This is a genomic window from Pseudomonas sp. P9_35 (assembly GCF_034008205.1).
GTDB classification, from domain to species: Bacteria; Pseudomonadota; Gammaproteobacteria; order Pseudomonadales; family Pseudomonadaceae; genus Aquipseudomonas; species Aquipseudomonas kilonensis.
In genome coordinates this window covers 5,356,459-5,369,427 of the sequence record NZ_CP125373.1, presented here as the reverse complement: position 1 = coordinate 5,369,427, position 12,969 = coordinate 5,356,459, and the positions used below count along the sequence as shown (strand labels likewise).

Genomic DNA, 12,969 nt, shown 5'->3' with positions numbered 1-12,969 from the left:
AACGAGTGTCCCTGATCGCTTCTGACCACTTCCGCATCGTTGTCGGCCTCGGCAAGAGCGGCATGTCCCTGGTTCGCTTCCTGGCGAGCCGGGGTGTGTCGTTTGCCGTCGCCGATACGCGGGAAAATCCACCTGAGCTGGCCACGCTGCGCCGTGACTATCCGCAGGTGGACGTGCGTTGTGGCGAGCTGGACGTCGAATTCCTGTGCCGCGCCGACGAGCTCTATGTGAGCCCCGGCCTGGCCCTGGCGACTCCAGCCCTGCAGGCGGCCGCTGCCCGTGGCGTGAAATTGTCCGGCGACATCGAGCTGTTCGCGCGTAACGCCAAGGCGCCGATCGTCGCCATCAGCGGTTCCAATGCCAAGAGCACTGTCACGACCCTGGTGGGCGAGATGGCCGCGGCGGCCGGCAAGCGCGTCGCCGTGGGCGGCAACCTCGGTACCCCGGCGCTGGACCTGCTCAGTGACGACGTCGAGCTGTACGTGATGGAGCTATCGAGCTTCCAGCTGGAAACCACCGACCACCTGGGCGCCGAAGTGGCGACCGTGCTCAATGTCAGCGAAGACCATATGGACCGCTACAGCGGCCTGCCGGCTTATCACCTGGCCAAGCACCGGATCTTCCGTGGTGCCCGGCAAGTGGTGTTCAACCGCCAGGACGCCCTGACTCGTCCGTTGTTGGGCGAGGGCATGCCGTGCTGGTCCTTCGGCCTGGGCGTGCCGGACTTCAAAGGCTTCGGGCTGCGCGAAGAGAATGGCGAGAAATACCTGGCCTTCGAATTCCAGAACCTGATGCCGGTGCGCGAACTGAAGATTCGTGGCGCCCACAACCAGGCCAATGCCCTGGCCGCGCTGGCCCTGGGGCATGCGGTCGGCCTGCCGTTCGACGCCATGCTCTCGGCCCTGCGTACCTTTGCCGGTCTTGAGCACCGCTGCCAGTGGGTGCGCGACCTGGACGGCGTGGCTTGGTACAACGACTCCAAGGCCACCAACGTCGGTGCCGCACTGGCGGCTATCGAAGGGCTGGGTGCGGACATCGAAGGCAAGCTCGTGCTGATCGCCGGCGGCGACGGCAAGGGCGCCGACTTCAAGGACCTGCGCGACCCGGTGGCGGCCAACTGCCGTGCCGTGGTGCTGATGGGCCGCGACCGTGAATTGATCGCCCAGGCCCTCGGCGATGCCGTGCCGCTGGTTCGGGTCGGTTCGCTGGACGAGGCGGTGCAACAGTGCCGCGCCCTTGCGCAACCAGGCGATGCGGTGCTGTTGTCGCCGGCCTGCGCCAGTTTCGACATGTTCAAGAACTATGAAGAGCGCGGGCAGCTGTTCGCCCGGGCCGCGGAGGACTTGGCATGAGCCTGATGAATATCATCAAGCCGTACCCGTCGCCGCTGATCACTGGGCGCGGCATCGACCTGGATTTCCCGATGCTTGCCGGTTGCCTGGCCTTGCTGGGCCTTGGCCTGGTGATGATCACGTCCGCGTCGTCGGAAGTGGCCGCCGTGCAGTCGGGCAACACGCTTTACCACATGATCCGCCACTTGGTTTACCTGGTGATCGGCTTGGGTGCGTGCGTCGTCACCATGATGGTGCCGATCGCCACCTGGCAGCGCCTGGGCTGGATGATGCTGCTCGGTGCCTTCGGCCTGTTGGTGATGGTGCTGTTGCCGGGCATCGGCCGCGAGGTCAACGGCTCGATGCGCTGGATCGGCTTCAGTTTCTTCAACGTTCAGCCTTCGGAGATCGCCAAGGTCTTTGTGGTGATCTACCTCGCCGGTTACCTGGTGCGTCGCCAGAAAGAAGTGCGCGAGAGCTGGATGGGGTTCTTCAAGCCATTCATCGTGTTGCTGCCGATGGCGGGCCTGCTGCTGATGGAGCCGGACTTCGGCGCCACGGTGGTGATGATGGGCGCGGCGGCGGCCATGCTGTTCCTGGGCGGCGTCGGGCTGTTCCGGTTCACCCTGATGGTGGCGCTGGCGGTTGCCGCCGTGACGGTGCTGGTGCAGGCGCAACCCTATCGGATGGCGCGTTTGATCACCTTTACCGACCCGTGGGCCGACCAGTTCGGTTCCGGCTATCAATTGACCCAGGCGCTGATCGCCTTCGGTCGCGGCGAATGGCTGGGCGTAGGCCTGGGCAACAGCGTGCAGAAGCAGTTCTACCTGCCGGAAGCCCACACCGACTTCGTGTTCTCGGTATTGGCCGAAGAGCTGGGCGTGGTCGGCTCCTTGTGCACCGTTGCCTTGTTCGTATTCGTCTGCGTGCGCGGGATGTACATCGGCTTGTGGGCCGAGAAGGCCAAGCAGTTTTTTGCCGCTTACGTGGCGTATGGCTTGTCGTTCCTGTGGATCGGCCAGTTCCTGATCAACATCGGCGTGAACGTCGGCCTGCTGCCGACCAAGGGTTTGACGCTGCCGTTCCTCAGTTATGGCGGCAGCTCCCTGGTGATCTGCTGCGCCTGTCTCGGCCTGTTGTTGCGCATCGAATGGGAGAGTCGAACCCACCTGGGCAGCGAAGAGATGGAGTTTCAAGAGAGCGACTTCGCCGAGGAGCCGACTCATGGGCGCTAATGTGCTGATCATGGCGGGTGGTACCGGCGGGCACGTATTCCCGGCGCTGGCCTGTGCCCGGGAGTTCCAGGCGCGCGGCTACACCGTGCACTGGCTGGGCACGCCACGGGGCATCGAGAACGAACTGGTGCCAGCTGCCGGCCTTGAGCTGCACCGGATCGACGCCAGCGGCCTGCGGGGCAAGGGCAAGTTGTCGTTGCTCAAGGCGCCGCTGATGCTGCTCAAGTCGGTCTGGCAGGCGCGGGCGATCATCCGTCGGTTGCGCCCGGTGTGCGTGGTCGGGTTTGGCGGTTATGTGACCGGTCCTGGCGGTGTTGCGGCGAAATTGGCCGGTGTGCCGGTGATCGTTCACGAGCAGAACGCCGTGGCCGGTACCGCCAATCGGTTACTGGTGCCGTTGGCCGCCCGGGTCTGTGAAGCCTTTCCCGACACCTTTACCCTGTCGGGCAGCCGCCGCACCACTGGTAATCCGGTGCGTACCGAGCTGTTTTTCGATACACCGCGCCCGGCCCTGGCTGGACGCAAAGCGCGTTTGCTGGTCCTGGGCGGAAGCCTGGGGGCCGAACCGTTGAACAAATTGCTGCCCGAAGCCCTGTCGCAGGTCGCCCCCGAACTGCGCCCGGAAGTGTTTCACCAGGCCGGCAAAAACCACGATGAAGTGACCGCCGAGCGCTACCGCGCCGTTGGCGTCGAGGCGCAAGTGCAGCCTTTCATCAAAGACATGGCCCAAGCCTATGGCTGGGCCGACCTGGTGGTCTGCCGCGCAGGCGCGCTGACCATCAGTGAACTGGCAGCCGCCGGTCTGCCCTCGATGCTGGTGCCTTTGCCCCACGCCATCGACGATCACCAGACCCGTAACGCCGATTATTTGGCCCGTGAAGGCGCTGCCTTCCTGATGCCGCAAAGAACGACTGGTGCCGCGGATCTTGCCGCCCGCCTGACAGAGGTTTTGATGCAGCCGCAACGACTTGAAGACATGGCCCGCGCCGCACGCCGCCTGGCCAAACCCGATGCCACGACCCAAGTGGTCGATACCTGCCTGGAGGTGGCCCATGGTTGAGAATCGCAAAGCCATGCCGCAACCGGAAATGCGCCGTATCCGCCGCATCCACTTCGTCGGTATCGGCGGCGTGGGCATGTGCGGGATAGCCGAGGTGCTGCTGAACCTGGGTTACCAGGTCTCGGGTTCCGACCTGAAGGCCTCCCCGGTCACCGAGCGCCTGGAATCCTTCGGTGCGCAGATCTTTATCGGCCACCGTGCCGAGAACGCCGCCAATGCCGACGTGCTGGTGGTTTCCAGTGCCGTGAACACCTCCAACCCGGAAGTCGCCACTGCCCTGGAGCGCCGTATCCCCGTGGTGCCACGGGCCGAGATGCTGGCCGAGCTGATGCGCTATCGCCACGGCATCGCCGTCGCCGGTACCCACGGCAAAACCACCACCACCAGCCTGATCGCCTCGGTGTTCGCGGCCGGTGGCCTGGACCCGACTTTCGTGATCGGTGGTCGTCTGAACGCTGCGGGCACCAATGCCCAGCTGGGCACCAGCCGCTACCTGATCGCCGAAGCCGACGAGAGCGATGCGAGCTTCCTGCACCTGCAACCGCTGGTGGCCGTGGTCACCAACATCGACGCCGACCACATGGCGACCTACGACGGTGACTTCAACAAACTGAAGAAAACCTTCGTCGAGTTCCTGCACAACCTGCCGTTCTACGGTTTGGCGGTGGTGTGCCTGGACGACCCGGTGGTGCGTGAAATCCTTCCGCTGATCAAGCGTCCGACCATGACCTACGGTTTTGGCGAAGAAGCCGACGTGCGCGCCATCAACGTGCGCCAGCAGGGCATGCAGACGTTCTTTACCGTGCTGCGCCCTGATCGCGAGCCGTTGGATGTGTCGGTGAACATGCCCGGCAATCACAACGTACTCAATGCCTTGGCCACCATCTGCATCGCCACCGACGAAGGCGTCAGCGATGAAGCCATTGTCCAGGGCCTGTCCGGGTTCCAGGGCGTGGGCCGACGTTTCCAGGTCTACGGCGAACTGCCGGTGGACGGCGGCAACGTGATGCTGGTGGACGACTACGGCCACCACCCGACCGAAGTCGCGGCGGTGATCAAGGCCGTGCGCGGTGGCTGGCCGGAGCGGCGCCTGGTGATGGTCTACCAGCCGCACCGCTACAGCCGCACCCGCGACCTGTACGACGATTTCGTCCAGGTGCTGGCCGACGCCAACGTACTGCTGTTGATGGAAGTCTACCCGGCCGGTGAAGAGCCGATCCCGGGGGCCGACAGCCGCCAGCTGTGCCACAGCATTCGCCAGCGCGGCCAGTTGGACCCGATCTACATCGAACGCGGCGTGGACCTCGCGCCGCTGGTCAAGCCGCTGCTGCGCGCCGGCGACATCTTGCTGTGCCAGGGTGCCGGTGACATTGGGGGCCTGGCCCCGAAACTGTTGAACAGTCCGTTATTCGCCGGGGCAATCGTGGCTTCCAGCGAGGGGAAATTGAAATGACTGCTGCCTACGCCAACCTGGTCTCGACCCTTGATCCGAAAGCCTTCGGCCGCGTTGCCGTGCTGTTCGGCGGCAAGAGCGCCGAGCGCGAGGTGTCCCTCAAGTCCGGCAACGCCGTACTGCAAGCCCTGCAAGGCGCCGGTGTCGACGCATTCGGCATCGACGTGGGCGACGATTTCCTGCAGCGCCTGCTGAGCGAAAAAATCGACCGCGCGTTCATCATCCTGCACGGCCGTGGCGGCGAAGACGGCAGCATGCAAGGCCTGCTCGAGTGCCTGGGCATTCCCTACACCGGCAGCGGCATCCTGGCTTCCGCCCTGGCGATGGACAAGCTGCGCACCAAGCAGGTCTGGCACAGCCTTGGCATTCCAACACCGCGTCACGCCGTGCTGGCGTCCGAGGCCGATTGTATTTCGGCGGCCACGGAACTGGGCTTCCCTTTGATCGTCAAACCGGCCCATGAAGGTTCAAGTATCGGCATGGCGAAAGTGAATTCGCTGCCTGAGTTGACCGCGGCATGGAAAGACGCCAGTTCCTACGATTCGCAAGTGTTGGTCGAACAATGGATCTCCGGTCCCGAGTTCACCATCGCCACCCTGCGTGACCAGGTGTTGCCCCCGATTGCGCTGGGCACGCCCCACACGTTCTATGACTACGACGCCAAGTACGTCGCCAACGATACCCAGTACCGCATTCCCTGCGGGCTGGACGCCGCCAAGGAAAAACAACTGATGGACCTCACGGCCAAGGCCTGTGAGGCGCTGGGTATTGCCGGTTGGGGCAGGGCAGACGTGATGCAGGACGCCGATGGGCAGTTCTGGTTCCTGGAAGTCAACACCGCACCTGGTATGACCGACCACAGCCTGGTGCCGATGGCGGCTCGCGCCGCCGGTCTGGATTTCCAGCAACTGGTGGTGTCGATCCTGGCCGCCAGTGTCGGCCATCAAGAGCCAAGAGGTTAAGCCATGCAAGGCGCATCGCTTCGTCATCAGCCATCCGCACCCGGTCGCAAGCCGGTGCCGCGGGGTGCCAGCCGAATGGTGGCCAAAGAGCCGATGTCGGCGCGCTTGCCGAAAGCCAATTTTGGTTTTCTCAAGAGCTTGTTCTGGCCGGTGCTGCTGGTGGCGTTGGGGTTCGGTACGTATGAAGGCGCGCAACGGTTGCTGCCTTATGCCGACCGGCCGATCGCCCGGATCAACGTCCAGGGCGACCTGAGCTACATCAGTCAGCAGGCCGTGCAGCAGCGGATCGCTCCGTTCGTCGCGTCGAGTTTCTTCACCATCGACCTGGCGGGCATGCGCACGGAGCTGGAACAGATGCCTTGGATCGCCCACGCCGAAGTCCGCCGGGTGTGGCCTGACCAGGTGTCGATCCGCCTGGAAGAGCAATTGCCGGTGGCCCGTTGGGGCGACGAGTCGTTGTTGAACAACCAGGGCCAGGCGTTTACGCCGCGGGAACTGGCCAACTATGAACATTTGCCACAACTGTTCGGCCCACAGCGGGCCCAGCAGCAAGTGATGCAGCAATACCAGGTGTTGAGCCAGATGTTGCGGCCATTGGGCTTCTCCATCGCGCGCCTGGAATTGCGTGAGCGCGGCAGTTGGTTTTTGACCACTGGCGCGGGTAGCTCGGGGCCGGGCATCGAGCTGTTGCTCGGTCGCGGCAACCTGGTGGAAAAGATGCGCCGCTTCATCGCCATCTATGACAAGACGCTTAAAGAACAGATTACGAACATTGCGCGCATCGATCTGCGCTACGCCAACGGCCTGGCTGTTGGCTGGCGGGAACCTGTAGCGCCCACGACGGCCGCACCCGCCGTCGCGAAGAATTAAGAAGAGGCAGGACCCATGGCAAACGTGCAAAGCGGGAAAATGATCGTCGGTCTCGATATCGGCACTTCCAAGGTGGTGGCGCTGGTAGGCGAAGTCGCGGACGACGGCACGCTGGTCATCGTCGGGATCGGTACACACCCGTCCCGCGGCTTGAAAAAAGGCGTGGTGGTGAACATCGAGTCCACCGTGCAATCGATCCAGCGCGCCATCGAAGAGGCGCAGCTGATGGCCGGTTGCCGGATCCACTCGGCGTTCGTCGGCGTGGCGGGCAATCACATCCGCAGCCTGAACTCCCACGGCATCGTGGCGATTCGTGATCGCGAAGTCAGCTCCGCCGACCTTGAGCGCGTACTCGACGCGGCCCAGGCCGTGGCGATCCCGGCCGACCAGCGTGTGCTGCACACCCTGCCGCAGGATTACGTGATCGATAACCAGGAAGGCGTGCGCGAACCCCTGGGCATGTCCGGCGTGCGCCTGGAAGCCAAGGTCCACGTGGTGACCTGTGCGGTGAACGCGGCGCAGAACATCGAGAAATGCGTGCGCCGCTGCGGCCTGGAAATCGACGACATCATCCTCGAGCAACTGGCTTCGGCCTACTCGGTGCTGACCGACGACGAGAAAGAGCTGGGCGTGTGCCTGGTGGACATCGGCGGCGGTACCACCGACATCGCGATCTTCACCGAAGGCGCCATTCGCCACACGGCGGTGATCCCGATTGCCGGTGACCAGGTGACCAACGACATCGCCATGGCGTTGCGCACCCCGACCCAGTACGCCGAGGAAATCAAGATCCGTTACGCCTGCGCCCTGGCGAAGCTGGCCGGTGCCGGCGAAACCATCAAGGTGCCAAGCGTCGGCGACCGTCCACCGCGCGAACTGTCGCGCCAGGCCCTGGCCGAAGTGGTCGAGCCGCGTTACGACGAGCTGTTCACGCTGATCCAGGCCGAACTGCGTCGCAGTGGCTACGAAGACCTGATCCCGGCCGGCATCGTGCTGACCGGCGGTACGTCGAAGATGGAAGGCGCGGTCGAGCTGGCCGAAGAGATTTTCCACATGCCGGTGCGCCTGGGCGTGCCCCATGGCATCAAGGGCCTGGATGACGTGGTCCGCAACCCGATTTATTCCACCGGCGTGGGCCTGTTGATGTACGGCCTGCAGAAACAGTCCGACGGGATTTCGTTTTCAGGGATTGGCAGCCGCGACAGCTACAGCAGCGACGAGCCGAAGGCTCCGCTGTTCGAGCAGCTCAAGGCTTGGGTCAAAGGCAACTTTTAAACAGTTTCAAAGCTTCACGCGGCAAGTTTCAGGCTTGGCGCTGGAAGACGCGGCAAACGCAGTAGGCGAAAAAACTAGAGAATGAAAGGAGAGGGAAAATGTTCGAACTCGTAGACAACATCCCCGCTAGCCCGGTTATCAAAGTAATCGGTGTCGGCGGTGGCGGCGGCAACGCTGTCAACCACATGGTCAAGAGCAACATTGAAGGCGTTGAATTCATCTGCGCCAACACTGATGCCCAGGCGCTGAAATCCATCGGCGCGCGGACCATCCTGCAATTGGGCACTGGCGTGACCAAAGGCCTGGGCGCCGGCGCCAACCCGGAAGTCGGTCGTCAGGCCGCTCTCGAAGACCGTGAGCGCATCGCTGAAGTCCTGCAAGGCACCAACATGGTGTTCATCACCACGGGCATGGGCGGCGGCACCGGTACTGGTGCGGCGCCGATCATTGCCGAAGTGGCCAAGGAAATGGGGATCCTCACCGTTGCGGTGGTGACTCGTCCGTTCCCTTTCGAAGGCCGCAAGCGTATGCAGATCGCCGACGAAGGTATCCGTCTGCTGTCTGAAAGCGTCGACTCGTTGATCACCATTCCCAACGAGAAGCTGCTGACCATCCTGGGTAAAGACGCAAGCCTGCTGTCGGCTTTCGCCAAGGCTGACGACGTACTGGCCGGTGCCGTTCGCGGTATCTCCGACATCATCAAGCGTCCAGGCATGATCAACGTCGACTTTGCCGACGTACGGACTGTCATGAGCGAAATGGGCATGGCAATGATGGGCACTGGCTGCGCCAGCGGTCCGAACCGTGCACGCGAGGCCACCGAAGCGGCCATCCGCAACCCGTTGCTCGAAGACGTGAACCTGCAAGGTGCACGCGGTATCCTGGTGAACATCACCGCCGGTCCTGACCTGTCCCTGGGTGAGTACTCCGACGTGGGTAGCATCATCGAAGCCTTCGCTTCCGAGCACGCGATGGTCAAGGTCGGTACCGTTATCGATCCGGACATGCGCGACGAGCTGCACGTTACCGTGGTTGCCACGGGCCTGGGCGCGAAAATCGAGAAGCCTGTGAAGGTCATCGACAACACCGTTCACACTTCCATGGCTTCGCAACCGCAACAACAAGTGGCTTCGCGTCAGGAAGCGCCTGCGGTGAACTACCGTGACCTGGACCGTCCGACCGTCATGCGCAACCAGGCCCAGGCCGGTACTGCGACTGCCGCGAAGATGAATCCGCAAGACGATCTGGATTACCTGGACATCCCGGCTTTCCTGCGTCGTCAGGCCGATTGATGAAATGTATCAGGGGGATACGGGTGATTGGTGTTCAGCAAAGGTCTGGTCTGCTATCATCGCCAGCCTTTGTTGATACCAGTTCGCAATTTGCGCTGAAGCGGCCCATGCCATGATTAAACAACGCACCCTGAAGAATATTATCCGTGCCACAGGTGTCGGCTTGCACTCCGGCGAGAAGGTCTACCTGACCCTCAAGCCCGCGCCTATCGATACCGGCATTGTGTTTTGTCGTGCCGACCTCGACCCTGTGGTGCAGATTCCTGCTCGCGCGGAAAACGTTGGTGAAACCACTATGTCGACCACATTGGTCAACGGTGACACCAAAGTGGATACGGTGGAGCATTTGCTCTCGGCCATGGCTGGCCTGGGCATCGATAACGCCTACGTCGAGCTCTCCGCGTCCGAAGTCCCGATCATGGATGGCAGTGCCGGACCCTTTGTATTCCTGATTCAATCGGCTGGCCTGGAAGAGCAGGACGCAGCCAAGAAGTTCATCCGCATCCTGCGGGAAGTGACAGTGGAAGATGGCGACAAGCGCGCCACTTTCGTCCCTTTCGAAGGTTTCAAGGTGAGCTTCGAGATCGATTTCGATCACCCGGTTTTCCGTGACCGCACCCAGAGTGCAAGCGTGGATTTTTCCAGCACTTCGTTCGTAAAAGAAGTCAGCCGCGCCCGTACCTTTGGTTTCATGAGTGACATCGAGTACCTGCGCAAGCACAACCTCGCACTCGGCGGCAGTGTTGAAAACGCGATCGTGGTCGATTCCGATGGTGTATTGAACGAAGACGGCCTTCGCTATGAAGACGAATTCGTCAAACACAAGATCCTCGATGCAATCGGCGACCTCTACCTGCTGGGCAATAGCCTGATTGGTGAGTTCAAGGGGTTCAAGTCCGGCCATGCACTGAACAACCAGCTGCTGCGCAAGTTGATTGAGCAGAAAGATGCTTGGGAAGTCGTGACGTTCGAAGACGCCAGCACCGCGCCAATCTCCTACATGCGCCCTGTTGCGGCCGTGTAGGCAAAAAAACCTCTCTAGTTTTTGAAGGCTGCCTTTGGGTGGCCTTTTTTTATGGGCGCTTTTTTGGTGTGTATATCCGTTATTTTGGTAATGGCGGCTTAGGGTTCCGCCCTTACGGCGGGTCACTTTTGAGAAGCGCAAAAGTAACCAAAACGCTTCTGCCCCACCACTCGGCACCTCGCCTAGGCTCGGTGTGCCCTCACTCCGGCATTGCTCCGTGGGCCCGCCGCGAAGGGCCATCCATGGCCCAGCGCGGCTATCCCGGCATCCATGCCGGGATGCCCACTGCGCAATGCCTGCGTTCGGCCAGCGTGGTTAACGGGGCGCCGAGATCAACGTCCACCGCGAGGCGGCCTAACAGCCGACCTGGTTCTTGGTTGGACCGCGTTCCACCTGTGGGAGCGAGCTTGCTCGCGATGGCGGTGGTTCAGTCACATGGATGTTGGGCTTGCTGGCCTCATCGCGAGCGAGCTCGCTCCCACAGGAGGTCTGTTTTGGATATGAATTTTGTGTCCGCTGAAGATTGGATGTGGGAGCGAGCTTGCTCGCGATGCCGGTGGTTCAGTCACATGGATGTTGGGCTTGCTGGCCTCATCGCGAGCAAGCTTTGCTCCCACAGATCTGACAGGTGTACGACCAGGAGAACCAGGTCGGCTGTTAGGCCGCCTCGCGGCGGCCCACGGAGCAACGCCTTCGTTCAGGCATGCCGAGCCTAGGCGAGGCACCGAGTGGTGGGGCAAAGCGCTTTTGGTTACTTTTGGCTGGTCCGGCTCCCGGCTCCTCCAAAAGTGACCCGCTGTAAGAGCGGAACCGCCAGTGGCCGTTACCGCAGCAACGGATATACACACTAAGTGAACAGCCACAGGGGGAAGCGTCACATCGCGCAAACCACACGATTACGCCCACTGGCCTTGGCCTGGTAAAGCGCCTTGTCCGCGGCGAACAAAAGTTGTTGGAGCTCGCCATACGGCCCGTTTACCCAAGTGGCGATGCCGATACTGACCGTCATCGGCGCTTCCCCCTCGGTCACAGGTAGCAGCTGTTCAACCGCTTCGCGAATGTTCTGGGCCATGGTGAACGCACCGGCGGTGGTGGTTTCCGGCAGTACCACCGAGAACTCTTCACCACCGTAGCGCGCCGCCAGGTCGGCGGGGCGACGAACATGTTTGCTGATTAACTGTGCCAAGGCTCGCAAGGCCTCGTCACCCTGTTGATGGCCATGGCGGTCGTTGAATGCCTTGAAGTGATCGGCATCGATCATCAGCACAGACAACGGTTGGCCCGAACGTTGGGCGCGTAGCCATTCCTGTTGCAACGTCTCGTCCAGTGTTCGTCGGTTGGCCAGTCCTGTAAGGGAGTCGACGGATGCCAGTTGGGCCAATTCCCGTTCAGCTCTGTAGCGGCGTCGCAATTCGCGGCGCAGCAGCCAGGTGAGCCAGAGCAAACCGATGCACAGCGCGCCGGTAGCACAACTGACCAACAAGGCCGTGCGCTGCCATGACGCGAACACCTCTTGAGAGGAGAGCGCCACCACGACGATCAATGGCAGGCTGCCCACCTGGGAAAAGGTGTACAGGCGCTGTGTCTGGTCGACACTGGAAATGCTGGTAAAACTGCCGTTACCTTCGCGCAGGATGCGGACGAAGTTCGGTCGGTTGCTGAAATCCTTGCCAATCATGTTGTCGGCCAGAGGCGGTTCCTGGGCCAACACAATCCCGTCGCGGCTGACCAGGTTGACCGTGCCGCCATGACCAATGTTCAGGCTCTTGAACAATTGGTTGAAGTAGCTCAGGCGCATCGCGGCCTCGGCCACGCCCATGAACTCACCCCGTTCATCGCTCAATCGATAGCTGAAACTGATGCGCCATTCCTGCCCATGACTTCTGGAGCGGAACGGGCGGCTGATCATCATGCCCGGGTTTGGATCCTGGATATGGGACTGGAAGTACTCCCGATCGGCATAGTTGCCTATACGCGGCGTGATCGAGGCGGAGTCAGCGATCACATTGCCGTGTTTGTCCAGCAGCAGGATGTCGCCTTTATAAGGGGCGGCGGTGGCGCGGTCGAATAGCGCCAGATGGCGGATCGTCGGCGAAACGTCTTTCAGGTCTTCGCGTTTGGCGGCCGCGACCAAACCTTGCAGCGACAGATCGTAGAGCTCCGCGTTACGCAGCACATCGGCGTCAATCAGTTGCACGATATTGGTCGCCGCACGTGTTGCGGCCTGTTGTGCGGCGGCATGTTCGCGAATCAGCAGGGACGTCACGATGCTCAGGATCGCAATGACAACCAGCGAACTGGCCAGTACGAGTACCCGTTCTGAACGTATCGAAGACGGGGTGTTGCCGGGTGTCGCACTGCGCGCGCTCATGGGTCCGATGTCTGCATTGTGATGTGGCTGGGATCCGTCCCAAAGGATTGCAAACCGGCAATGAACCAGATGCTGGCCTTTTGCTGATTGTGCTTG

10 protein-coding genes are annotated in these 12,969 nt (G+C 62.0%); 9 read left to right on the top strand and 1 reads right to left on the bottom strand.

The window, feature by feature from the left end; all coding sequences use genetic code 11:
• Positions 1-5: 5 nt before the first annotated feature.
• The 9 genes from murD to lpxC all read left to right on the top strand — a co-directional run bounded on the left by murD (position 6) and on the right by lpxC (position 10,502).
• Complete coding sequence (murD, locus tag QMK47_RS23745) at positions 6-1,352, top strand: UDP-N-acetylmuramoyl-L-alanine--D-glutamate ligase (protein ID WP_214512360.1); 1,347 nt, start codon at positions 6-8, stop codon at positions 1,350-1,352.
• Positions 1,349-2,566: a putative lipid II flippase FtsW gene (ftsW, locus tag QMK47_RS23740; protein ID WP_408980820.1), complete on the top strand. Its 1,218-nt coding sequence runs from the start codon at positions 1,349-1,351 to the stop codon at positions 2,564-2,566. The genes murD and ftsW overlap by 4 nt, the downstream gene beginning before the upstream one ends.
• Complete coding sequence (gene murG, locus QMK47_RS23735) at positions 2,556-3,626, top strand: undecaprenyldiphospho-muramoylpentapeptide beta-N-acetylglucosaminyltransferase (protein ID WP_214512361.1); 1,071 nt, start codon at positions 2,556-2,558, stop codon at positions 3,624-3,626. The genes ftsW and murG overlap by 11 nt, the downstream gene beginning before the upstream one ends.
• The gene (gene murC, locus QMK47_RS23730; RefSeq protein ID WP_003205345.1) at positions 3,619-5,079 is read left to right on the top strand and encodes a UDP-N-acetylmuramate--L-alanine ligase; all 1,461 of its coding nucleotides are present in this window, start codon (positions 3,619-3,621) and stop codon (positions 5,077-5,079) included. Before murG ends, murC begins: the two co-directional genes overlap by 8 nt.
• Positions 5,076-6,041 carry a D-alanine--D-alanine ligase gene (locus tag QMK47_RS23725; protein ID WP_253477898.1) on the top strand — a complete coding sequence of 322 codons (966 nt, stop codon included), beginning with the start codon at positions 5,076-5,078 and terminating at the stop codon, positions 6,039-6,041. Before murC ends, QMK47_RS23725 begins: the two co-directional genes overlap by 4 nt.
• Positions 6,042-6,044: 3 nt before the next feature.
• The gene (locus tag QMK47_RS23720; protein WP_025215394.1) at positions 6,045-6,911 is read left to right on the top strand and encodes a cell division protein FtsQ/DivIB; all 867 of its coding nucleotides are present in this window, start codon (positions 6,045-6,047) and stop codon (positions 6,909-6,911) included.
• 15 nt (positions 6,912-6,926) lie between these two features.
• Entirely contained in the window at positions 6,927-8,186 is a 1,260-nt protein-coding gene (gene ftsA, locus QMK47_RS23715) for a cell division protein FtsA (protein WP_253477895.1), read from the top strand.
• Between the two features lie 98 nt (positions 8,187-8,284).
• A complete protein-coding gene (ftsZ, locus tag QMK47_RS23710) occupies positions 8,285-9,478 on the top strand; it encodes a cell division protein FtsZ (protein WP_003205341.1) in 1,194 nt (397 codons plus the stop codon).
• Positions 9,479-9,590: 112 nt separating this feature from the next.
• Positions 9,591-10,502 carry a UDP-3-O-acyl-N-acetylglucosamine deacetylase gene (gene lpxC / locus QMK47_RS23705; protein ID WP_003178240.1) on the top strand — a complete coding sequence of 304 codons (912 nt, stop codon included), beginning with the start codon at positions 9,591-9,593 and terminating at the stop codon, positions 10,500-10,502.
• An 874-nt stretch (positions 10,503-11,376) separates the two neighbouring features.
• On the opposite strand, the gene QMK47_RS23700 is transcribed toward lpxC, so the two are convergent.
• Positions 11,377-12,873: a sensor domain-containing diguanylate cyclase gene (locus tag QMK47_RS23700; protein ID WP_320389407.1), complete on the bottom strand. Its 1,497-nt coding sequence runs from the start codon at positions 12,871-12,873 to the stop codon at positions 11,377-11,379.
• Positions 12,874-12,969 lie beyond the last annotated feature (96 nt).